The 22,017-nt window shown below is 66.0% G+C and carries 17 protein-coding genes, 1 tRNA gene and 1 riboswitch; of the genes, 6 read left to right on the forward strand and 12 right to left on the reverse strand.

Annotated features, from left to right (window positions below; genetic code table 11):
- Positions 1–51: 51 nt before the first annotated feature.
- Positions 52–1,155, reverse strand: a complete 1,104-nt coding sequence (gene aroC, locus D2T30_RS07495; protein WP_128208362.1) for a chorismate synthase — start codon at positions 1,153–1,155, stop codon at positions 52–54.
- A 97-nt stretch (positions 1,156–1,252) separates the two neighbouring features.
- Positions 1,253–1,367: riboswitch (TPP riboswitch) on the forward strand.
- A gap of 44 nt (positions 1,368–1,411) precedes the next feature.
- Here aroC and D2T30_RS07500 point away from each other — a divergent pair.
- The 3 genes from D2T30_RS07500 to thiQ are packed head-to-tail and all read left to right on the forward strand — an operon-like array spanning position 1,412 to position 4,687.
- Complete coding sequence (locus D2T30_RS07500) at positions 1,412–2,413, forward strand: thiamine ABC transporter substrate-binding protein (protein WP_380727357.1); 1,002 nt, start codon at positions 1,412–1,414, stop codon at positions 2,411–2,413.
- A complete protein-coding gene (locus tag D2T30_RS07505; protein WP_128208363.1) occupies positions 2,389–3,990 on the forward strand; it encodes an ABC transporter permease subunit in 1,602 nt (533 codons plus the stop codon). The genes D2T30_RS07500 and D2T30_RS07505 overlap by 25 nt, the downstream gene beginning before the upstream one ends.
- A complete protein-coding gene (gene thiQ / locus D2T30_RS07510) occupies positions 3,974–4,687 on the forward strand; it encodes a thiamine ABC transporter ATP-binding protein (RefSeq protein WP_128208364.1) in 714 nt (237 codons plus the stop codon). The genes D2T30_RS07505 and thiQ overlap by 17 nt, the downstream gene beginning before the upstream one ends.
- A gap of 187 nt (positions 4,688–4,874) precedes the next feature.
- Here thiQ and D2T30_RS07515 read toward each other — a convergent pair.
- The 6 genes from D2T30_RS07515 to D2T30_RS07540 all read right to left on the reverse strand — a co-directional run bounded on the left by D2T30_RS07515 (position 4,875) and on the right by D2T30_RS07540 (position 11,876).
- A tRNA-Val gene (locus D2T30_RS07515) sits at positions 4,875–4,950 on the reverse strand.
- 59 nt (positions 4,951–5,009) lie between these two features.
- Positions 5,010–5,561, reverse strand: a complete 552-nt coding sequence (locus tag D2T30_RS07520) for a P-loop NTPase family protein (protein ID WP_128208365.1) — start codon at positions 5,559–5,561, stop codon at positions 5,010–5,012.
- 4 nt (positions 5,562–5,565) lie between these two features.
- Positions 5,566–6,693, reverse strand: a complete 1,128-nt coding sequence (prfB, locus tag D2T30_RS07525) for a peptide chain release factor 2 (RefSeq protein WP_128208366.1) — start codon at positions 6,691–6,693, stop codon at positions 5,566–5,568.
- An 86-nt stretch (positions 6,694–6,779) separates the two neighbouring features.
- Positions 6,780–9,329: a penicillin-binding protein 1A gene (locus D2T30_RS07530; protein ID WP_128183581.1), complete on the reverse strand. Its 2,550-nt coding sequence runs from the start codon at positions 9,327–9,329 to the stop codon at positions 6,780–6,782.
- A 115-nt stretch (positions 9,330–9,444) separates the two neighbouring features.
- On the reverse strand, positions 9,445–10,680 hold the full coding sequence (locus D2T30_RS07535; RefSeq protein ID WP_128208367.1) for an N-acetylmuramoyl-L-alanine amidase: 1,236 nt from the start codon (positions 10,678–10,680) through the stop codon (positions 9,445–9,447).
- A gap of 56 nt (positions 10,681–10,736) precedes the next feature.
- Entirely contained in the window at positions 10,737–11,876 is a 1,140-nt protein-coding gene (locus tag D2T30_RS07540; RefSeq protein WP_128208368.1) for a pyridoxal phosphate-dependent aminotransferase, read from the reverse strand.
- A gap of 135 nt (positions 11,877–12,011) precedes the next feature.
- On the opposite strand from D2T30_RS07540, the gene D2T30_RS07545 reads away from it, so the two are divergent.
- Complete coding sequence (locus D2T30_RS07545) at positions 12,012–12,758, forward strand: DsbA family protein (RefSeq protein ID WP_128208369.1); 747 nt, start codon at positions 12,012–12,014, stop codon at positions 12,756–12,758.
- Positions 12,759–12,774: 16 nt separating this feature from the next.
- Here D2T30_RS07545 and phaR read toward each other — a convergent pair whose 3' ends face one another.
- The 3 genes from phaR to phaC form a co-directional block, all read right to left on the reverse strand.
- Positions 12,775–13,329 (reverse strand): polyhydroxyalkanoate synthesis repressor PhaR, encoded by a 555-nt coding sequence (gene phaR / locus D2T30_RS07550; protein WP_128208370.1) that lies wholly within the window; start codon positions 13,327–13,329, stop codon positions 12,775–12,777.
- Between the two features lie 155 nt (positions 13,330–13,484).
- Positions 13,485–13,943: a phasin family protein gene (locus D2T30_RS07555; RefSeq protein WP_128183655.1), complete on the reverse strand. Its 459-nt coding sequence runs from the start codon at positions 13,941–13,943 to the stop codon at positions 13,485–13,487.
- Positions 13,944–14,119: 176 nt separating this feature from the next.
- Positions 14,120–15,913 (reverse strand): class I poly(R)-hydroxyalkanoic acid synthase, encoded by a 1,794-nt coding sequence (gene phaC, locus D2T30_RS07560; RefSeq protein WP_128208371.1) that lies wholly within the window; start codon positions 15,911–15,913, stop codon positions 14,120–14,122.
- 102 nt (positions 15,914–16,015) lie between these two features.
- On the opposite strand from phaC, the gene phaZ reads away from it, so the two are divergent.
- A complete protein-coding gene (phaZ, locus tag D2T30_RS07565) occupies positions 16,016–17,302 on the forward strand; it encodes a polyhydroxyalkanoate depolymerase (RefSeq protein WP_128208393.1) in 1,287 nt (428 codons plus the stop codon).
- A gap of 85 nt (positions 17,303–17,387) precedes the next feature.
- Here phaZ and D2T30_RS07570 read toward each other — a convergent pair whose 3' ends face one another.
- On the reverse strand, positions 17,388–19,169 hold the full coding sequence (locus tag D2T30_RS07570; protein WP_128183595.1) for a TRAP transporter large permease: 1,782 nt from the start codon (positions 19,167–19,169) through the stop codon (positions 17,388–17,390).
- Positions 19,169–19,738, reverse strand: coding sequence for a TRAP transporter small permease subunit (locus tag D2T30_RS07575; RefSeq protein WP_128208372.1), 570 nt, complete (start codon positions 19,736–19,738; stop codon positions 19,169–19,171). Before D2T30_RS07575 ends, D2T30_RS07570 begins: the two co-directional genes overlap by 1 nt.
- A 532-nt stretch (positions 19,739–20,270) precedes the next feature.
- Here D2T30_RS07575 and D2T30_RS07580 point away from each other — a divergent pair.
- Entirely contained in the window at positions 20,271–22,016 is a 1,746-nt protein-coding gene (locus D2T30_RS07580) for an acetolactate synthase 3 large subunit (RefSeq protein WP_164884246.1), read from the forward strand.
- Position 22,017: the final 1 nt, after the last annotated feature.

The following is a 22,017-nucleotide window of genomic DNA, read 5'->3' on the forward strand; positions in this document are numbered from 1 at the left end:
CGGGTCAGTCCGTCTAACTTAGGACCGCAATCCGTTTGCGGCAAGCCCGGCTCAGCCGATGCGGCCGCGCACCCCGCCGGTCTGCCCGCGGTCGAGCAGCAGATGGTCGAGGATGACGCAGGCCATCATCGCCTCGGCCACCGGCACGGCGCGGATGCCGACGCAGGGATCGTGCCGACCCTTGGTGACGACCTCGACGTCATGGCCCTCGACGTCCACGGAATCCCGCGGTGTCAGGATCGAGGAGGTCGGCTTGACCGCAAAGCGCACCACGATCGGTTCGCCCGTGGTGATGCCGCCAAGGATGCCACCCGCATGGTTGCTTTCGTAGACGACCTGCCCGTTGCCGCCCATGCGCATCTCGTCGGCATTGTCGGTGCCGGTGAGGCGCGCGGCGGCCATGCCCTCGCCGATCTCGACGCCCTTGACCGCGTTGATCGACATCATCGCGGCGGCAAGATCGCTGTCCATCTTGGCATAGATGGGCGCGCCGAGGCCGGGGGGGCAGCCTTCGGCCACCACCTCGATCGTCGCGCCGACGGAATTGCGGTTCTTGCGGATCGCCTCGAGGTAATCCGACCATTCGTCCACCACCGCCGCATCGGGGATGAAGAACGGGTTGCGCAGGATTTCCTCGCGGTCGAAGCGCAGCCGGTCGATCTGCTTCACCCCCATCGTCACCATGTAGCCGGTGATCCGCAGCCCCGGCGCCAGCGCGCGCAGCGCCGCCTGAGCGACGCCGCCCGCCGCGACCCGCGCCGCCGTTTCCCGCGCCGAGGACCGCCCGCCCCCGCGATAGTCGCGGATGCCGTATTTCTGGTGATAGGTGATGTCGGCGTGACCGGGGCGGAACTGGCGGGCGATCTCGCCGTAATCCTTGCTGCGCTGGTCGGTGTTCTCGATCATCAGCTGAATGGGCGTGCCGGTGGTGCGGCCCTCGAACACGCCGGACAGGATCTTGACCCGGTCGGCCTCCTGCCGCTGCGTGGTCATCTTCGACTGGCCGGGACGGCGGCGGTCGAGGAACACCTGAATGAAGGCCTCGTCCACCGGGATGCCCGGCGGGCAGCCATCCACCGTCGCGCCAAGCGCGGGCCCGTGGCTTTCGCCCCAAGTGGTGACGCGGAACAGATGTCCGAAGGTGTTGTAGCTCATCCCGGGCCTCCCGATAGCTGTCCCTTTCGGGATAGCGGGGCGGGGGCGGACGCTCAAGCGGATTCCCCTTGCGGGACGCGCGCCATCGCCTATGCTTGATGTCACCTCGGGGTGCCGGGGGTGCCCAGCGCGCCCGGCTGAGATGCGGATACCGCGAACCCGTTGAACCTGAACCGGTTAGCACCGGCGGAGGGAAGGTATCCGGGTTCCCCGGCTTCGCTCCGCCCGTCGGCCAGAGTTGGAATGCGGAGGAACAATGAACAGGATCCACATGCTGGCGGCCCCGCTCTGCGCGCTGTCCCTTGTGTCGGGGGCGGCTTTCGCCGCGGACAAGCCCGTGCTGACGGTCTATGCGCCGGAATATTTCACCTCGGAATGGGGCCCGGGGCCGAAGATCGAGGAAGGCTTCGAGAAGATCTGCGACTGCGACCTGAAATTCGTCGCGGGCGACGTGCTGCCCCGCATCCTTCTGGAAGGCGAGCGGACCGGGGCGGATGCCGTCATCGGCCTGACCACCGACGTTCTGGCCCGCGCCCGCGCCACCGGCCTTTTCGCGCCCCATAACGAGGATATCTCCCGCCTCACCCTGCCCGTCGCATGGACCGACGACACCTTCCTGCCGTTCAACTGGAGCGAGACGGCCTTCATCTACGACAAGACGAAGCTTTCCGATCCGCCGCAGTCGTTTCAGGATCTGCTCGACGCGCCCGCCAATGCCTACAAGATCGCCATTCAGGATCCACGGGCCTCGATCTCCGGCCTTGCGCTGCTGTTCTGGGTCAAGGCGATCTATGGCGATCAGGCCGAAGCGGCGTGGGAAAAGCTCGCCCCCAAGATCCTGACGGTGACGCAGGACTGGTCCGAAAGCTATGGCCTGTTTACCGATGGCGAGGTCGATATGGTGCTGTCCTTCACCACCTCGCCCGCCTATCACATCATCGCGGAGAACGACGACACCAAGGCCGCCGCGATCTTCCCCGAGGGGCACTACTTCCTGACCGAGACGGCGGCGGCGCTGAAAAACGCCAAGCAGCCGGAACTGGCGCAGAAATTCCTCGACTACATCCTGTCCGACGATTTTCAGGGCATGATCGCCACGGCGAACTGGTCCTATCCGGTGATCGAGAAGCCCGGCTTCCTGCCCGAGGCCTTCGCCGCCCTGCCCCGTCCCGAGAAAACCCTGTTCTTCAGCGAAGATGAAGCCGAGGCCCTGCGCGCCCCAGCGACCGAAGAATGGCGTCAGGCCCTGCGCCGGTGAAACCCGCCGGGGCCGCGCCGCGACACCCCGCCCGCGCGGCGGTCCGGACCCTGACGGCGCAGGGCTGGCCCGCCCGGATTGCCGCGATCCTTGTGGCGGCGGCGATCCTTGGCCCTCTCGCGGCGGTGATCCGGCACGCCGGAGGGCTGTCGGGTCTTGGCTCCGGCGACATAGATGCCCTGTGGTTCACGCTCTGGCAGGCCGCCGTCTCGGCCGTGCTGTCGTGCCTGCTGGCGGTGCCGGTCGCCCGCGCGCTGGCGCGGCGGCGGTTTCCGGGGCGGGGCTTGCTGATCTCGCTGATGGGGGCGCCGTTCATCCTGCCCACGGTCGTCGCGGCGATGGGGCTGGTCGCGGTCTTCGGCCGGCGGGGGATGGTGAATGCGGGGCTGGAGGCGCTCGGCCTGCCGGGGGTGACGGTCTATGGGGCGCAGGGCGTGATCCTTGCGCATGTGTTCCTGAACCTGCCGCTGGCGGTGCGGATGGTGCTGCACGGCTGGCAGGCGGTGCCCTCCGAGCGGCTGCGGCTGGCCGCCGCGCTCGGCTTCGGCCGGGCCGAGGTCGCCCGCCATATCGAGCGCCCGATGCTGCGCGCCGTCCTGCCCGGCGCGTTTCTGGCGATCTTCCTTGTCTGCCTGACCTCCTTCGCCATCGCGCTGACCTTGGGCGGCGGCCCGCGCGCGACGACAGTGGAGCTGGCGATCTATCAGGCCTTCCGCTTCGACGCCGATGCCGGGCGCGCAGCGGCGCTGGCCCTCGTGCAGATCGGCGTTTCGGTTATAGCGCTGCTGGCGAGCCTTGCGCTGACCGCGCCGCCCGCCTTTGGCGCCGGGCTCGACCGGGCGGATGCGCCGCCCGTGCGCGGGGCGCGGGTCAAGGATGCGCTGGTGCTGGGGGCGGCGACGCTGTTCCTGCTGCTGCCGCTGGCCACGATCCTGCTGCGCGGGTTGCCCGCGCTGTTCGACCTGCCGCCCTCGATCCTGCGCGCGGCGGGCACCTCGGTCGCGATCGCGCTTGGCTCGACGGTGCTGACGCTCGCGCTGGCGCTGCCTCTGGCGCTGGCCGCGCCGCGCGCAAGGTGGGCCGAGGTGGCGGGCACGCTGCCGATGACCGCCTCGTCGCTGGTGCTGGGCACGGGGCTGTTCCTGATCCTGCGCCCCTTCGTCAATCCCGTGACGCTTGCCCTGCCCGTCACGCTCTTGGCCAATGCGCTGATGAGCCTGCCCTTCGCGCTGCGCCTGCTGATGCCCGAGGCCCGCGCGCTCAGGGCGGATTACGACAGGCTGGCCGCCTCGCTCGGCCTGCGCGGCCTTGCGCGGCTGCGGCTGCTGGATCTGCCGCGCCTTGCCCGGCCGCTGGGATTTTCGGCGGGGCTGGCGGCGGCGTTCTCGATGGGCGATCTGGGCGTCATCACGCTGTTTTCGGATGGGCAGAGGCAGACGCTCCCCCTTGCGCTTTATCAACTGATGGGCGCCTATCGGATGGACCTTGCGGCGGCGGCGGCCTGCCTGCTGATGGCGCTGACCTTCGCCCTGTTCTGGGCCTTCGACCGGATCGGACAGAATGCTGACCCTCGATAACCTTCACCTGCAACTGGGCGATTTCCGGCTGGAGGCCGATCTGGCGATCACGACAGGTGCGCGCGTCGCGCTGATGGGACCTTCGGGCGCGGGAAAGACCACGCTGCTGTCGGCGATCGCCGGCTTTCTTGCGCCGCAATCGGGGCGCATCCTGTGGAACGGCGCGGACATCACCGGGATGCCGCCGGGGGACCGGCCGCTGTCGATCCTGTTTCAGGACCAGAACCTGTTCCCGCATCTGACCGTGGCGCAGAACATCGGACTTGGGCTGGATCCGAAGCTGCGGCTGTCGGCGCAGGACCGGGACCGGATCGAGGCCACGCTGGCCCGCGTCGGGCTGACCGGCCTTGGCGCGCGCAAACCCGCGCAGCTTTCGGGCGGACAGCAGTCGCGCGTGGCCCTTGCCCGAGCGTTGCTACGGGCGCGGCCGATGCTGCTGCTGGACGAACCCTTCGCCGCGCTCGGCCCGGCGCTGAAGGGCGAGATGCTGGCGCTATGCGCCGAGATGGCGCGTGAACAGGGCACCACGGTGCTGATGGTCAGCCACGATCCGCAGGACGCCCGAGCGTTGTGCCCGGAAACGGTGCTGGTGGCCGAGGGCCGCGCGCTGGCTCCGCAGCCGACCGGGGTGCTGCTGGACGATCCGCCGCCGGTGCTGGCGGAATATCTTGGGCAGACGCGCCGGGATCAGGTTTAGAAACCGGAACCGGGTGCGCGCGGATAGGGGAGCAGGGGGCCAGCCCCCTCGCCCGTTCCGGGCTCACCCCCGGGATATTTATGGAAACACGAAAGGGAGGTTCGCGGGTTTGCGGTCATGTATGAGCGGGTTTTACCCGTTTCAGGAATGCCCGCATCAGGGGGAATGGTCTGCGATCTGTTGGGAATGGTGGGTGATGAGGGACTCGAACCCCCGACATCTTCGGTGTAAACGAAGCGCTCTACCAACTGAGCTAATCACCCGGTGCGGTGCTTAGTAATGGGCGGGCGGAAATCAGGCAAGGGCGGATTGCGCGCCGCCGTCACGCCCCGAGGCGGGCGAGACAGCTTTTTACCAGGTCCGCGACCGGCTGCGCGCCCGAAAGCTCCAGCACCGGCTCGGACCGGCCCGCCAGCCATTCGCGGTGCCGTTGCAGGCTGCGACCGCGGAAATAGGGGTCGTCATAGGCCGCCGCCCATTTCAGGAATTCGCTGTGATTGTGGAACAGATCGCCGCCGGGGCGGATGCGGTCGCCGAACTTCTCCCCCTCGCGGCGGCGGATGCGGGCAAGGCGCACCGGCATCGGCGTGACCAGAAAGACGATCAGGCCCGTGCCGTTTATCGCCATCTCGCCCCAGCCATCGGCCGAACCGGACAGGACCCAGCCGCCCTCAGGCCCCTCGGCCAGTTGCGCGGCGGCGATAAGGGCCAGCCGTTCCTCGACCGGGCGGCGTTCGGTATAGGGGGGGTCGGTGGGCGCCCAGAAGAAATCGTCGGTATCGAGATGCGGCACCCCGAGGTGTTCCGCCAGCGCCCGACCGAGGGACGAGGTGCCCGAGCCAGCGGCGCCGGTGATATAGACCCGCGCCGCCATCCGGTCAGCCCTCCGCCTGGGCGTCGGCGCGGCTCTTGCCTTCGACGCCCAGTGCCAGTGTCGCGGCCATGAACCCGTCAAGGTCGCCGTCCAGCACGCCCTGCGTATCGGAGGTCTCGTATCCGGTGCGCAGGTCCTTCACCATCTGGTAGGGCTGTAGCACGTAGGAGCGGATCTGGTTGCCCCAGGCGGCCTCGCCCTTGGCGTCGTGCTGCGCCGAAATGGCCGCGTTGCGCTTGTCGAGTTCGAGTTGGTAGAGCCGCGCCTTCAGCGCGTTCATCGCCGCCTCGCGGTTCTGGTGCTGCGATTTCATCGACGAGGTCGTGACGATGCCCGTCGGGAAGTGGGTGATCCGCACCGCCGAGTCGGTGGTGTTGACGTGCTGCCCGCCCGCCCCGGTCGAGCGGTAGGTGTCGATCCGGATGTCGTTCGGGTTCACCACGATGTCGATATTCTCGTCCACCACCGGATAGACCCAGACCGAGGAAAACGACGTATGCCGCCGCGCCGCGGAATCATAGGGCGAGATCCGCACCAGCCGGTGCACGCCCGATTCCGATTTCAGCCAGCCATAAGCGTTCGGGCCGGAAATCTTGTAGGAGACCGACTTGATCCCCGCCTCTTCGCCCGGCGTTTCGGATTGCAGCTCGACCTTGTAGCCCTTCTTCTCGGCCCAACGCACATACATCCGCGCCAGCATCGAGGCCCAGTCGCAGCTTTCCGTGCCACCCGCGCCCGAATTGACCTCGAGGAAGGTGTCGTTGCCGTCCGCCTCGCCGTCCAGCAGCGCCTCAAGCTCTTTCTGGTCGGCCAGAACCTTCAGATCCTTCAGGCTTTTTTCCGCCTCGCCGATCAGGTCGGCATCGCCCTCGGCCTCGCCCAGTTCGATCAGGTCCACATTATCGGTCAGGTCGCGGTCGATGCGCTTGTAGGTCTCGATCTGGTCGAGCAGCACCTGCCGGTCCCGCATCAGCTTTTGCGCGCGCGCGGGATCGGACCACAGATCGCCATCCTCGATCAGGGCGTTGAATTCCTCCAGCCGGTGCGGCGCGGTTTCCACGTCCATCCGCTGGCCCAGAAGCTTCAGCGTCTTGCGGATGGCGTCCACGATATTCTGCGTCTCGGCGCGCATCTGTTCTTTTCCCCTTGCTTATCTGGCGCGTGATACAGCCTGGGCGGGCTTCGGGCAAGCACGCCCGTCGCCGCAGCCCCGGCCGATCAGTATAGTCCGCCCGAACTGACGGTGCCGAAATCGGCCTTGCCGGGCACGATCTTCTGCTGGCCGCTCGACGTGGTGATGGCGGCTTCGCCGGTATCCGTCTCGCCCTCTTGGAACAGCGGCAGGTTCTGACCCATGGCGAAACCGCCGTCGACCACCACGCCCATCGCGATCAGATCCTGGCCCTCGCGCATGTATTCGGCCTGCACGAAATCGCCCGTGGCGTCGTCGGGCAGCCGTTCGCCGGTGAAGCGGTTGAACTTGGCCCAATAGCCGCCCGGCGGCACCTTGAATTCGGACCCGCCATAGACCTTGGCCGCCGCCGTCATGAACTGCTGGAACACCGGGCCGCAGAGCGTCGCGCCAAAGGCGCTGTCACCCAATGTCCGCGGCTGGTCGTAGCCGATATGGCAGCTTGCCACGATGTTCGAGCTGAAACCGGTGAACCAAACGTCCTTGGCGTCGTTGGTCGTGCCGCTCTTGCCCGCGACCGGAACCGGAACGGAAATGCCGCGCCCGGTGCCGCGGTTCATCACGCCCTGCATCATCGAGATCATCTGATAGGCGGTGATCGGATTGATGAGCTGTTCGCGTCGCGTCTCGATCCGCGGGCCGACGCCGTTGCGCAGGTTCAGATCGCCGCAATCGTCGCAGACGCGCTGGTCGTGGCGATAGACCGTGCGGCCCCAGCGATCCTGCACGCGGTCGACCAGCGTCGGTTCCACCTTCTGCCCGCCGTTCGCGAACATTGCATAGGCCGAGACAAGCTGAAACATCGTCGTTTCCTGCGAGCCGAGCGCATTCGCCAGATAATGCCCCATCGGATTGTAGACGCCGAACTTTTCCGCATAGCCCGCCACGGTGTCCATGCCGATTTCCTGCGCGATCCGCACCGTCATCAGGTTCCGCGACTGTTCGAGCCCGGTCCGCATCGGCGTCGGGCCGTAATAGCGGTTCGAGGAGTTCTTCGGCCGCCACAGGCCCTGCGGGGTGTTCACCTCGATCGGCGCGTCGACCACGATCGTCTCGGGCGAAAAGCCCGCATCCAGCGCCGCCGCATAGACGAAGGGCTTGAAGTTCGACCCGGGCTGGCGCATCGCCTGCGTCGCGCGGTTGAAGACGGAGGACTGGTAGCTGAACCCGCCCTGCATGGCGATGACCCGGCCGGTGTTCACGTCCATCGCCATGAACGAGCCTTCGACCAGCGGCACCTGCCGCAGGGACCAGCGGCTGCCGCCGTCGGTCTGCAAAAGCTTCACCAGCACCACATCGCCGACCGAGACCAGATCCCCCGGCACCTTGGCCCGCGCGGCCAGCGTGCCGTCGCTGCGCAGCTTGCGCGCCCAGGTCACATCGGCGGCGGTGATGAAATGGCCGTCCTCATCCTCGGGCACGCCCTCGATCCCGATGCGGGCGGAGCGGTCGCCGACCTCCAGCACCACGGCCGGATGCCAGCCTGCGACATCGCGCGGGGCCTTGTCGGTCGGCACCTTCAGCAGCGCGGCGCGCCAGTTGGTTTCGGTCTTGAGCTGTTCGGCCGGGATCGTCGCCCCGGTGCCGCGCCAGACGCCCCGGCCGCGGTCGTATTTCTCCAGCGCGGCTTGCAAGGCCTGCGCCGCCTGCGCCTGCATGTCGGGGTCGATCGTCGCGCGGATCGTCAGCCCGCCGCCGAAGAATTCGTCCTGCCCGAAGCTGCGCGACAGCTGGCGGCGGATCTCATCGGTGAAATAGTCGCGCGGCGGCAGCGTTTCGCGGAAGGGCGGATAGTCGCCGCGCTGCACGGTCTTCAGCGGCTCGGCCTGTTCGGCCTCCATCACCGCCTTGTCGATGTGGCCGTCCTCATACAGACGCCGCAGCACGTAGTTGCGCCGCTCCACCGCCTCGTCGTAGTTGCGCACCGGATGCAGGCCGGCGGGCTTCTTCGGCAGCGCCGCGAGATAGGCCGCCTCCCCCACCGTCAACTGGTCCAGCGTCTTGTTGTAATAGGTCTGCGCCGCCGCCGCCACGCCGTAGGAGTTCTGGCCCAGATAGATCTCGTTCAGGTAGAGTTCGAGGATCCGGTCCTTCGACAGCGCCTTTTCCACGCGCGAGGCAAGGATCAGTTCCTTGATCTTGCGCTCGATCGAGCGGGAGCCGTCGAGCAGGAAGTTCTTCATCACCTGCTGCGTGATAGTCGAGGCGCCGCGCATGTCCTGCCCGCCCGAACGCACCGCATCCACCGCCGCCGCCGCCATGCCGCGCGCGTCGAACCCGCCGTGGGAATAGAAATTCTTGTCCTCGGCGGAAACAAAGGCTTCTTTCACCAGATCGGGCATCTGGTCGGCGGGAACGAAGATGCGCCGTTCCTCGGCGAATTCGTCGATCAGCTTGCCCTCGCCCGAATAGATCCGCGAGATCGTCTTGGGGGTATACTGCGCCAGCTGCTCGTAGCTCGGCAGGTTGCGCGAATACATCCAGAAGACGCCTCCGACCGTCAGCGCGACGAAGAAGATCGCGGTGACGATCCAGGAGAAGATACCCCCGAAAGTGGACAGGACGAAACGGATCAACAGTCACCCCCATGGGGCAGGCCGTGCCCCGGATCAGGACAGCCCTATATCGCGCAGGCGCGCGCGGGTCAAAACAAGATGCCGTCAGCCGGGCGGGAAGCCGCTTTTCGCGGGGCTACTGGCGCAGCAGCCGTGCCTCGGCCGCATCGGCACTGGCCCAGACCTCGACCCCGGTCAGGATCGCCCGCGCCATCTGCGTCCGCCATTCCGGGTCGAGCAGGTTCTCGCGGTCGCGCGGCGAGGACAGGAACCCCAGTTCCAGCAGCGCCGAGGGAATGTCCGGCGATTTCAGCACCGCGAAATCGGCGTGCTGGATGGCGTGGCGGTGCATGCCGAGCCCCGCCCCCTTGATCGACGCGGCCAGCGCCCGGCCCAGCCGTTCGGACCGCGGCTGGGTTTCCGAGCGCGCCATGTCCATCAGGATCGAGGCGATGGAATCGTCCTGCCCCGTCAGATCGACCCCCGCCAGCAGATCCGCGCGGTCATGCCGCTCGGCCAGCCTTTGCGAGGCCCGGTCCCCCGAGGTGTCATTGAGCAGATAGATCGTCGCGCCCGTGGCCTGCCCCTCGGGCAGCGCATCGGCATGCAGCGACAGGAACAGATCCGCGCCAAGCGCCCGCGCCTTGGTGACCCGCGCCTCGAGCGACACGAAGACATCCTCGTCCCGGGTCAGGGTCACCTGCATGCCGGCGCGGGTCATCATCTCCTTCAGCTCGCGCGCGAAGGTCAGGGTCAGCACCGCCTCGTCGAGCGCGCCGAACTCGGCCCCCGGGTCGATGCCGCCGTGACCGGGGTCGAGCACCACGCGCAGCGGCGCCGATCCGTCCTGCCGCAGATGCGGCGGCCCGCCGTCCACGGGCTGCGGCAGATCCCACAGCGCCGATGCGGGCGCACCCACGCGGGCGTTGAAATCCTCGGGCTTCGCGGGCGAGAGGCGCAGGACGATCCGCGGCGTCTCGCCGGTTTCCTCGACCGCCGCGTCCAGCCGCACCGGCCCCGTCAGCTCCGCCACCAGCCGCGACCAGCCGGGCCGGAAACCGCCCCAGCGGATGTCGCGGATCAGCCCGCCCTCGGCTGGCGCGTCAGGCCGGGCGCGGCCGAAATCGACCTCGCGGAAATCGGCGACAAGGCGTGGCGGATCATCCAGCAGATAGGCGCGGAACGGCACCGGCTGGCTGATGCCCAGAACGATCTCGGCCCCGCGGGCGTCGTCGAGCAGGGTGCTGCGCGCCGGATCAAGCCGCGCCAGCCCCGAAAGCTGTTGCTGCGCCAGCCCCGCCACGGCAAGGCCAAGCCAGAAAAGCACCGCAAGAACCGCCGCACCCGCGCGCGCGCCAAAGCCTGTCCCCATTTTCGCCTGCTCCGTTTTTTCCGACTATAGCCCGGAGCGGCGCCGGACGGAACGGCTCAGCGTGCGGCCATGAAGGCGGAAAGCCGCTCAAGCGCCTCGGCGATCTCGGCGGTCGAGCGCGCATAGGAAAACCGCAGGGTCCGCGCCCCGCGCAGCGGATCGAAATCCAGCCCCGGCGTCACCGCCACCCCGGCCTTGTCGAGGATCTCGCGCGCGAAGGCGCCGCTGTCGGTGGTCAGATCGGACACGTCTGCGTAGATGTAGAAGGCTCCGTCGGGCGGCGCGATCTTCGTGAACCCGGCCTTGGGCAGCCCTTCCAGCATCAGGCGGCGGTTTTCGGCATAGATCGCGCGGTTCGCCTCAAGCTCGTCCACCGCATCCAGCGCGGCGAGCGCGGCCAGCTGGCTTGCGTGCGGCGGGCAGATGAACAGGTTCTGCGCCAGACGCTCGACGATGCGGATATGATCCTCGGGCACCACCATCCAGCCGATCCGCCAACCGGTCATCGAGAAATATTTGGAAAAGGAGTTGATCACATAGGCCTCGTCCGAGACCTCCAGCGCGGAGACCGCGCGCGGGCCGTAATGCAGGCCGTGATAGATCTCGTCCGAGATGAAGCTGATCCCGCGCGCGGCGCAGGTCTCCATCAGCGCGGCAAGCTGCGGCTTGCCCAGCATCGTGCCCGAGGGATTGCCCGGCGAGGCGACGATCAGCCCCTGCACATCTTGCGGAATCTCCTCCGGCACGGGTTGATAGCGGTTTTCGGCGCGGGTCGGGAAACCCACCGGCTCGACCGACATGGCGCGCAGGATCTGCCGGTAGCTCGGATAGCCCGGCTCGCCAAGCGCCACCCGGTCGCCCGCGTCGAACAGCGCCGAGAAGGCCAGCACGAAGGCGCCCGAGGAGCCCGCCGTCACCACCACCCGGCCCGGATCGAGGTCGACCCCATACCAGCGCCGGTAAAGCGCGGCGATCCCCTCGCGCAGCTTCGGCAGGCCGAGCGCCACGGTATAGCCCAGGGTGTCCTGTTCCAGCGCCTCCGCCAGCGCGCGCCGCGCCAGCGCCGGAGCGGGGGTCGAGGGCTGGCCGACCTCCATATGGATGATGTGCCGGCCGGCCTCTTCGGCGCGGCGCGCGGCCTCCATCACATCCATGACGATGAACGGGGCAACCTGACCACGGTCCGAAAAGCGCATGTTTCACCTCACCTGCGGGATACCGCGCGGATAGGCCCCCGGACCGGCGCGGTCAAGGCCGCCATCCCCTCTTGTGCCGGGCGGACGGTTGGACCAGTCTGTCCCGGACCGCCCGGGATACCCAAGGACAGACCGATGAACGCCAGAACTTTCGCCGCGACCCTTGCGCTCTGCGCCACCGCCCTGCCCGCCGGCGCGCTGGACCTGTCGGCGATGAACGACAGCGAAAAGGCCGCCTTCGGCGTGGCGGTGCGCGAATACCTGATGCAGAACCCCGAGGTTCTGGTCGAGGCGATCAACGTGCTCGACCAGCGCCAGCAGGCCGCCGCGGCGCAGAACGATCAGGCGGTCATCGCCGCGAACCGGGCGGCGCTGTTTGACGATCCGGACGACTGGGTGGGCGGCAATCCGGACGGCGACATCACCATCGTCGAATTCATGGACTACAAATGCGGCTATTGCCGCAAGGCCTATCCGGATGTGGCGAAGCTGTTGAAATCCGACGGAAACATCCGCTTCGTCGTGAAGGAGTTCCCGATCCTCGGGCCGCAGTCGGAACTGGGCGCGCGCTTTGCCGTCGCGGTCAAGCAGATCGCCGGCGACGCCGCCTATGACAAGGTGCACGACGCGCTGATGACCGCGCGCGGCGACCTGACGCCCGAAAGCCTGAAGCGGATCGCGCTGGAACAGAAGCTCGACGCCGCAGCCGTCATGCAGCGGATGGACAGCGAAGAGGTCACCGCCGTCCTGCGCAAGAACATGGAGCTGGCGCAGAAGATGGCGGTCAACGGCACGCCCGCCTTCGTCATCGGCGGCGACATGCTGCGCGGTTACGCGCCCTATGAAACCATGCGGCAGATGGTCGAGGAACAGCGCGGCTAGGCCGCGCCGCGCTCCCCTACAGCTTGGAAAGCTTGGCCTGCAATTCGGCCAGCTGCTTCTTGATCGCGTTCAACTCTTCGCGATCCGAAACCGTCTCCGCCGGGGCGGCGGGCAGTTCGGGCGCGGTCGCGTTCCAGCCCGCCATCATGGATTGCAAGAAGGCCTGCTGCTGGCGCTGCAAGGCCTCGAACCCCGGCATCGAGGCCATCGGATTCGGCATCGCGGCGAAATTCTCCATCAGCTTGGATTGGCCTTCGCGCAGCATCTCGAACGAGGCGGCCAGGAATTGCGGCACCACCGACTGCGCCTGCGTCGTGTAGCTGCGCACCAGATCCGTCAGCACGTCGAGCGGCAGGACATTCTCCCCCCGGCTTTCGTGCTCGGCGATGATCTGCAACAGGTATTGCCGGGTCAGATCGTCACCGCTTTTCAGATCGACGATCTTCACCTCGCGCCCCTCGCGGATGAAGCGCGCGATATCCTCGAGCGTCACATAATCGCTGGTTTCGGTATTGTAGAGCCTGCGGCTAGCGTAGCGTTTGATCAGCAGCGCCTTGACATCATCGGCCATCGGTTCCCCCCTACCCATGCGGATGCGACAAAAAAGACCTGTCCTCAAGAGTATGCGCCGCCCCGGCGGTGCGCAACACAAGAAAAGGGCAGGCACAAGGCCTGCCCAGGATCCGCAAACGGCCGGGAGGAACGGCCGTCACACGGGAGGTTCTCTCACTTCGTCGACGTCGGCGGCGTGGTCTTCTTCGCCGCGGCGCTGACTTCTGCTGTCGCCTTCTTCACCGCAGCCGAGGCATCTTCGGAAAAGTCCTTTCCGGCAGCCAGCATCAGCTCGACGGTTTCCATCTGCACCTTCTTCGCCACTTCGGCAAAGGCGGCCAGATTTTCGGCGGCAATCTCGGCCGAGGAAGAGGCGAACTCGCTCAGCGCCTTGGCATAGGCGGCCGGTTCGTCCTTCTGTTCGGCAAGGGTTCCGAGCCGGGCGATCGAATCCTTCGCCCATTTCGAGGTGATCTCGGTCGATTTTTCCGCGGCGTCGAGCGCGACCTTGGTGAACCGCTCGCTCAGCTCGCTTTGCGACTTGAACGCCTCCTGGAATTTGGTCGTGTCCAGGGGCAGCGACGCCCAGGTGTCTTGCAGTATCTTGGTGAAATCTTGCGGGGTCTTCGCCATCACGTATTGCTCCGATCTGGTGGCCCGGTCAGGTGAGAATGAATCTGGAAGTTTTGGTGGGCCCTCTATTCTGTTAACGAGAATAAATGCTGCAGTGCAGCATTGCAAGAAAAATGCCGCATTGCAGCGTATAATGCCTGTTTTTTAGGCAAAACATTGACGTAAACGTCATGCCGTCAGACCTTCACCACCTCGCCGACATAGGCCCCCGGCGCGGGCATGAGAGGCGGGTGATCGGCGCTTCCCGGGATGCGGGCCGGCACCATCGCGCCCGACCGTTGCGCCAGCCATTCCCCCCAGCGGGGCCACCAGCTGCCTTCGTGCCGAACCGCCTCGGCCTGCCAGACATCCGGATCCGCGATCGCTGCATCCGAGGTGTAATAGCCGTATTTCTTCCGGCCCGGCGGGTTGACGATCCCGGCAATATGCCCTGATTCCGACAGGATAAAGGTCTTCTGCGCCGATCCCATCTGCGCGATCCCCGCGAAGGAGGCCCGCCACGGCGCGATGTGATCCGTCTCGCAAGCGACCGCCGTCAGGGGCACCTTCACGTCCGAGATCTTCAGCGTCTCGCCCAGAATGCGGATCCCCTTGGTCGAGAACAGATCCTGCTGGCACAGGTCGCGCAGATATTCCCGCGCCATGCGCCCGGGCAGGTTGGTGGAATCGCCGTTCCAGTAGAGCAGGTCGAAGGCCGGCGGCGCCTCGCCCATCATGTAGCTGCGAATCGCCGGCCTGTAGATCAGGTCGTTCGCCCGCAGATAGCTGAAGGTGCGCGACAGGAAATAGCTCGACAGCACGCCGTCATGCTTCACCTGCGCCTCGATCCCCGACAGGAAATCGTCCTGAAGGAAGGCGGTGAATTCGCCCTGATCGGAAAAATCGGTCAGCGTGGTCAGGAACGTCGCCGACTGCACCGAGCGATCCTTGCGCTTCGCCATCAGCGCCAGCGTCAGCGCCAGCGTCGTGCCCGCGATGCAATAGCCAAGCGCGTTGATCTTTTTCTCGCCGGTGATCTGCTTCACCTGCTCGATCGCGGTCAGGAACCCCTCTTCGACATAGGTGTCCAGCCCGACATCGGCATAGCCCGGATCGGGGTTCTTCCAGCTGACGACGAACAACGTGTAGCCCTGATCCACCAGCCAGCGGATCAGGCTGTTCGCCGGTTTCAGATCGAGGATGTAGAACTTGTTGATCCACGGCGGCAGGATCAACAGCGGCGTGCGATGCACCGTCTCGGTCGTCGGCGCATACTGGATCAGCTCGAACATCCGGTTGCGAAAGACCACCGCGCCCTCGGCCGTGCCGATGTTCTCGCCGACCTTGAAGGCATCGCGGTCGGCCAGCGTCACCAGCAGGTTGCCGCCATTCGCCTCGATGTCGCGCACGAGGTTTTCCAGCCCCTTCACAAGGCTTTCGCCCTCGGTCTCCACCGCGCGCTCCAGCGCGTCGGGGTTGGTCGCCAGGAAATTCGTCGGCGCCATCATGTCGATGATCTGCCGGGCGAAATAGTCCAGCCGCTTGCGGTTGACCTCATCCAGCCCCTCGATCCGCGAAACGGCATCCTCCACCGCCTTCGCGGAAATCAGGTATTGCCGCTTGACGAAGTTGAAATAGGGATGGCTGTCCCACAGCGGGTTGGTGAAGCGCGGATCCTTCGGCCCCGGATCGGCGGGGGGCTTCAGTTCGCCATGCGACAGGGCATGGGTCGCCTCGACGTAATGCTTCATCGCCTGCCCCCAGAAATTCACCTGCGCCTCGAAGATCCGGGCCGGATTGTCGGTGACTTCCTTGAGAAAAGCGGCCCCCGCGCTGAGGTAAAGATCCATCCCCGGCCCTTCCAGCGCCGGGTTGGCCATCTTCCGCTGCGAGATCGCGCCGATCAGGCGTTGCGTCAACGCCTCGATCTTCGCCAGATTTTCCCGCATTTTCTGCGATGCCGCGTCCTGAATTGCGTCTGATGTTGTCATGACCCTGCCCTCCCCCTATTTACAGACGAAAGCACAGCGTGCCCCGAATTCAAGTGGAAATGCGGCGATCATGCTGGCTCTGGGCAGGACAGGGTAGACATGATGAAGGCGATGATCGGTTACGACCTGATGGAAACCATCAGAAGCACGAACGAATGGATGGGGGCGACGGCGCGGGCGATGGCCTCTTCCCCGGCATGGGGGCTGGCGCCGCATCCGATGTTCCAGATGATGGCGGCATGGGGCCGGGTGGCGGAACGCAGCTTTTCGCGCATGGTGATGAAACCCGACTGGGGCATCCGCGCGATCACCATGGAGGACGGCACCGACCATCTGGTCGAGGAAGAGACGCTGCTGAGCAAGCCGTTCTGCGACCTGATCCATTTCAAGGTGCATGGCCGCGTCGCCGCCCCGCGCCGGGTTCTGGTGGTGGCGCCGATGTCGGGCCATTACGCCACGCTCGCGCGCAGCACCGTCACCAGCCTGATTCCGGATTGCGAGGTCTATGTCACCGACTGGAAGAACGCCCGCGACATCCCCGTATCGGCAGGCCGCTTCGACGTCGAGGATTTCACCCTCTACCTGATCGACTTCATCCGCCATCTGGGGCCGGACATCAACGTCGTGGCGATCTGCCAGCCGGCGCCGCTGGCGCTGGCCGCCACCGCCGTCATCGCCGAGGAAACGCCCGAGGCGCAGCCGCGCTCGCTCGTGCTGATCGGCGGGCCGATCGACCCGGACGCCGCCGATACCGAGGTCACCGATTTCGGCAGCCGCGTCACGCTCGGCCAGCTTGAGCAGACGGTGATCCAGCGCGTGGGGTTCAACTATGCCGGGGCCGGGCGGATGGTCTATCCGGGGCTGATGCAGCTTGCCTCCTTCATCGCGATGAACGCCGACAAGCACATCAAGGCCTTTCAGGACGAGATCATCGCCGAGGCGAAGGGCGAGGCCTCGGATCAGGACCGCCACAACATCTTCTACGACGAATACCTCGCGGTGATGGACATGACCGCGGAGTTCTACCTGTCGACCGTCGAGCGCATCTTCCAGAAGGCCGAGATCGGCCGCGGCACCTTTACCCTGCGCGGACGGCCCGTCGATCCGGGCCGGATCACCCGCACCGCCGTATTCACCGTCGAGGGGGAAAAGGACGACATCACCGCCCCCGGCCAGTGCATCGCCGCGCTGGATCTGTGCACCGCCCTGCCCGAGGATCGCAAGGCCAGCCATCTGGAACCCGGCGCGGGCCATTACGGCATCTTCGCGGGCAAGAGCTGGCGCAACCATATCCGCCCGATCCTGCTGGATTTCTTCGACAAATTCTCTGCTCCGGTAAGCGAGGTGCAGCCGAAAACGCCCACCCGCCGCAGCCGCCGCGCCGCCTGAACCGGATCGCCACCGCCAAATGAAAACGCGCCCCATGGGGCGCGTTTCTTCATTCCGGGGGCAGCGGCCCGAAGGCCGCCGCGTCTCAGTTCGACAAGGTGGGCGGCGTGCTCAGATCCGGCATCGCAGGCGGCGCCCCCAGATCCGGGGCCGTGCCGGGCGCGCCCAGAGGCGGCAGGCCAAGCCCGCCCCCCGCATCCGGCGCCCCACCCAGCGGCGGCAGGCCGAGGCCGCCCCCGCCAAGACCGCCCAGCCCGGGCATGTCCGGCAGCCGCATCTCGACCTTCGAGGCATCGATCGGCGCGCCCTTGTAGTGCATCACCATCTGCGGGAAGGCGATCACCGCCAGCACCATCAGCAGCTGGATGCACAGGAACGGAATCGCGCCCCAGTAGATCTCGGTCGTCTTGACCGGCGCGATCTTCTGCCCGGTCACCCGGTCCAGATAGGGCACCTTGGGCGCGACGGAGCGCAGGAAGAACAGCGCGAAACCGAACGGCGGGTGCATGAACGAGGTCTGCATCATCACCGCCAGAATCACCCCGAACCAGATCAGGTCGATCCCCATCGCCTCGGCCGCCGGTGCAAGCAGCGGCACGATGATGAACGCGAGCTCGAAATAGTCGAGGAAGAAGGCGAGGAAGAACACCAGCAGCGCCACGACGATCAGGAAGCCCGTTTCGCCCCCCGGCAGCGAGGTCAGCAGATGCTCGACCCACAGATGCCCGTTCACCCCGTAGAAGGTCAGCGAGAAGAACCGCGCCCCGATCAGAATGAACATCACGAAGGCCGACAGCCGCGTGGTCGAGGCCAGCGCGTCGCGCACGACCTGATAGCTCAGCCGCCCCTTGGCCAGCGCCAGCACCAGCGCGCCCACGGCGCCCATCGCGCCACCCTCGGTCGGCGTGGCGATGCCAAGGAAGATCGTGCCCAGCACCAGGAACACCAGCGCCAGCGGCGGGATCAGCACGATCACCACCTGCTGCGCCAGACGCGACATCCGGTTCAGCTTGAAATGCCGGTCGATCAGCGCGACCACATAGCAGGCGATCACCGCGATCGTCGCCGCCAGCATCATCGAATTGCGGCCGTGGTTCTTGTCGATCATGTCCTCGGCAAGGAAGAACACCGCCACACCGAAGGCCAGCACCACGACCAGCGAGGTGAGCCCGGAGCCGAGCGTCCGTGCCTCCTTCGGCAGCGCGGGCATCTGGGCCGGGCGCAGGAAGGACAGGATCATCACATAGACGATATAGGCGCCGGTCAGCACCATCGACGGGATCAGCGCGCCCTGGAACATGTCCCCGGCCGAACGGCCGAGCTGGTCCGCCAGCACGATCAGCACCAGCGACGGCGGAATGATCTGCGCCAGCGTTCCCGAGGCCGCGATCACCCCCGTCGACAGCTTGCGGTCATAGCCGTAGCGCAACATGATCGGCAGCGAGATCAGCCCCATCGCGATGACCGAGGCCGCAACCACCCCCGTCGTCGCCGCCAGCAGCGCGCCGACGATGACCACCGCATAGGCCAGACCGCCCCGCACCGGGCCGAATAGCTGGCCGATGGTGTCGAGCAGATCCTCGGCCATGCCGGATTTCTCCAGCACGATGCCCATGAAGGTGAAGAAGGGCACGGCAAGCAATGTGTCGTTCGACATCACCCCCCAGACCCGGTCGGGCATGGCGCTCAGCAAAGGCCAGCTCAGGTTGATGGTGCCGTTCGAAAGCGGCGCAAGCTCCACCCCGATGAAGAAGAACAGCAGCCCGTTCGCCGCCAGCGCGAAGGCGACGGGATAGCCGAACAGCAAAAACAGGATCAGCGAGGCGAACATGATCGGCGCCATGTTCTGCGCGATGAGCTCCATCATCAGCGGACCTCCTCTTTCAGGGCGGGGTCCACGGGCGGGTCATCCCCCGGCGGGAAGGGATCCGGGATCAGGCCGCGGATGACGGCGATCTTCTTGACGATCTCGGACAGCCCCTGCGCGGCAAGCGAGACGAACCCCGCCAGCAGAATGGCCTTGGCCGGCCACAGGATCAGCCCGCCCGAATTGGTCGACATCTCGCCCGAACGCCAGGACAGCGAGACATAGGGGATCAGCAGCCAGATCATCAGGATCGTCATCGGCATCAGGAAGAACACATGGCCGATCAGGTCGATCCAGTGCTGCTTGCGCCGCGACAGCGCCGCATAGACCAGATCGATGCGGATATGTTCGTTCTGCTTCAGCGTATAGGCGGCGGCGAACATGAAGGCCGCGCCGAACAGATACCATTGCAGTTCCAGCCATGCGTTCGACGAGGTGTTGAACACCTTGCGCACGATCGCATTCCCCGCGCTGACCAGCACGGCGACGAGAATGAGCCAGGAGACGGCCTTGCCGATCGTCTCGTTGATGCGGTCGATCAGACCTGAAAGGGCAAGCAGCGCGCCCATCAGACGTCCTCCCCTGAACGGTTGAGGCTCCGAATCGGAGCGATCCGCGCTCCTTGGCGGGTCTTGCGGGGGAGGTCAAGATTTTTGGGATTTGGGTCAAACATTCTGACCAGTTTCCTTCCGGGGGTCAAGATGCGCCGCGCGCCCTTCGACCCGATTTGCGCGGCGCGCGCGGTGGGGGGAGGCCCGGCCGCGATCGCCGCAAACCCGCCGTTGGACGGGTTGATTCCACGATATGTCCCTCCCATAGCCAAACGGCGCAACTTTTGAAACCGTTTCAGGCCGATCACGACATATTATTTTTGTTTTCGGCATTGACGGCCCGATCCGGCGCTCCTAATGTCCGGCCCAACGCAAGGAAAGGGATACGCGATGCTGTCGCTTATTATCGTCGTAGGTGAAAGGCGCATGGGCCGGTAACGGTTTGACCATGATGGTTCCCATGCGCCCCCGCCCGAAAAGCGGGGGCTTTTTGTTGCGATCACGAGGATGGCCGAAACCCGAAGGACGGCCGAGGGGAATGGAGAAACCGATGTCACAGCAGATGACCGGCGCAAGGATGGTGTTGCAGGCGCTCCGCGATCAGGGGGTCGATACGATCTTCGGCTATCCGGGCGGGGCGGTGCTGCCGATCTATGACGAGATCTTCCAGCAAAACGACATCCGCCACGTCCTCGTCCGCCACGAACAGGCGGCCGTCCATATGGCCGAGGGCTACGCGCGCTCGACCGGCAAGCCGGGGGTGGTGCTGGTGACCTCTGGCCCCGGCGCGACCAATGCGGTGACCGGGCTGACCGATGCGCTGATGGATTCCATCCCGCTGGTGGTGTTCTCGGGTCAGGTGCCGACCTTCATGATCGGCACAGATGCCTTTCAGGAGGCGGATACCGTGGGCATCACCCGCCCCTGCACCAAGCACAACTGGCTGGTGAAGGAACCCGACCGGCTGGCGGAAACCATCCATCAGGCGTTTCATGTGGCGACCTCGGGCCGCCCCGGCCCGGTGCTGATCGACCTGCCGAAGGATGTGCAATTCGCGACCGGCACCTATCACGGGCCGAAGACCGCGAAGGTCAGCCATTACCAGCCCCGCGTGAAGGGCGATATCGAGGCCATCACGAAGCTGGTCGAGCTGATCGAGACGGCCGAGCGCCCGGTGTTCTACACCGGCGGCGGCGTGATCAACTCCGGCCCGGCGGCGGCGCAGCTGCTGACGGAACTGGTGGATGCGACGGGCTTTCCGATCACCTCGACGCTGATGGGGCTGGGCGCCTATCCGGCCTCGGGCAAGAACTGGCTGGGCATGCTGGGGATGCACGGGCTGTATGAGGCCAATCTGGCGATGCACGACTGCGACCTGATGATCAACCTCGGCGCGCGGTTCGACGACCGGATCACCGGGCGCGTGTCGGACTTCTCGCCGAAATCGACCAAGGTGCATGTCGACATCGACGCCTCCTCGATCAACAAGATCATCCGTGTCGATCTGCCGATCATCGGCGATGTGGGCCATGTGCTGGAAGACGCGCTGAAGATCTGGAAATCGCGCGGGCGCAGGACCAATCAGGCGGCGGTGGCGAAATGGTGGTCCCGGATCAACGGCTGGAAGAAGGTGAACTGCCTCGCCTATTCCGGCTCGGACAAGACCATCAAGCCGCAATATGCGCTGGAACGGCTGGAGGCGCTGACCCGCGGCCGCGACCGCTACATCACCACCGAGGTCGGCCAGCACCAGATGTGGGCCGCGCAATACCTGCATTTCGACAAGCCGAACCGCTGGATGACCTCGGGCGGGCTGGGCACGATGGGCTATGGCTTCCCGGCCTCGATCGGGGTGCAGATCGCCCATCCCGATGCGCTGGTGATCAATGTCGCAGGCGAGGCCTCGTGGCTGATGAACATGCAGGAAATGGGCACCGCGACGCAGTTCAAGGCCCCGGTGAAGCAGTTCATCCTGAACAACGAGCGCCTTGGCATGGTGCGGCAATGGCAGCAACTGCTGCATGGCGAGCGGTATTCGCAAAGCTGGTCGCAATCGCTGCCCGATTTCGTCAAGCTGGCCGAGGCCTTCGGCTGGAAGGGGATCATCTGTTCGGACCCGAAGAGCCTCGACGACGCGATCATGGAGATGATCGAGCACGACGGCCCGGTGCTGTTCGACTGCCTCGTGGAAAAGCACGAGAACTGCTTCCCGATGATTCCCTCGGGCAAGCCGCATAACGAAATGCTGCTCTCGGCCGATGCCGAGGCGTTCAAATCCGGCGCCGCGCTGGTCTAGG

It is taken from the genome of Paenirhodobacter populi (assembly GCF_004022215.1).
Classification (GTDB): Bacteria; Pseudomonadota; Alphaproteobacteria; order Rhodobacterales; family Rhodobacteraceae; genus Rhodobacter; species Rhodobacter populi.

What these genes read in the sequence shown, in the direction of transcription:
- D2T30_RS07505 (WP_128208363.1), top strand. Translation starts at nt 2,389, where the DNA reads ATGGCGTCAGGCCCTGCGCCGGTGAAACCCGCCGGGGCCGCGCCGCGA.
- phaZ (WP_128208393.1), top strand. Translation starts at nt 16,016, where the DNA reads ATGAAGGCGATGATCGGTTACGACCTGATGGAAACCATCAGAAGCACG.
- aroC (WP_128208362.1), bottom strand. Translation starts at nt 1,155, where the DNA reads ATGAGCTACAACACCTTCGGACATCTGTTCCGCGTCACCACTTGGGGC.
- prfB (WP_128208366.1), bottom strand. Translation starts at nt 6,693, where the DNA reads ATGCGCGCCGAGACGCAGAATATCGTGGACGCCATCCGCAAGACGCTG.
- D2T30_RS07520 (WP_128208365.1), bottom strand. Translation starts at nt 5,561, where the DNA reads ATGGCGGCGCGGGTCTATATCACCGGCGCCGCTGGCTCGGGCACCTCG.
- D2T30_RS07545 (WP_128208369.1), top strand. Translation starts at nt 12,012, where the DNA reads ATGAACGCCAGAACTTTCGCCGCGACCCTTGCGCTCTGCGCCACCGCC.
- thiQ (WP_128208364.1), top strand. Translation starts at nt 3,974, where the DNA reads ATGCTGACCCTCGATAACCTTCACCTGCAACTGGGCGATTTCCGGCTG.
- D2T30_RS07570 (WP_128183595.1), bottom strand. Translation starts at nt 19,169, where the DNA reads ATGATGGAGCTCATCGCGCAGAACATGGCGCCGATCATGTTCGCCTCG.
- phaR (WP_128208370.1), bottom strand. Translation starts at nt 13,329, where the DNA reads ATGGCCGATGATGTCAAGGCGCTGCTGATCAAACGCTACGCTAGCCGC.
- D2T30_RS07500 (WP_380727357.1), top strand. Translation starts at nt 1,412, where the DNA reads ATGAACAGGATCCACATGCTGGCGGCCCCGCTCTGCGCGCTGTCCCTT.
- D2T30_RS07580 (WP_164884246.1), top strand. Translation starts at nt 20,271, where the DNA reads ATGTCACAGCAGATGACCGGCGCAAGGATGGTGTTGCAGGCGCTCCGC.
- D2T30_RS07535 (WP_128208367.1), bottom strand. Translation starts at nt 10,680, where the DNA reads ATGGGGACAGGCTTTGGCGCGCGCGCGGGTGCGGCGGTTCTTGCGGTG.
- D2T30_RS07540 (WP_128208368.1), bottom strand. Translation starts at nt 11,876, where the DNA reads ATGCGCTTTTCGGACCGTGGTCAGGTTGCCCCGTTCATCGTCATGGAT.
- D2T30_RS07555 (WP_128183655.1), bottom strand. Translation starts at nt 13,943, where the DNA reads ATGGCGAAGACCCCGCAAGATTTCACCAAGATACTGCAAGACACCTGG.
- D2T30_RS07575 (WP_128208372.1), bottom strand. Translation starts at nt 19,738, where the DNA reads ATGGGCGCGCTGCTTGCCCTTTCAGGTCTGATCGACCGCATCAACGAG.
- phaC (WP_128208371.1), bottom strand. Translation starts at nt 15,913, where the DNA reads ATGACAACATCAGACGCAATTCAGGACGCGGCATCGCAGAAAATGCGG.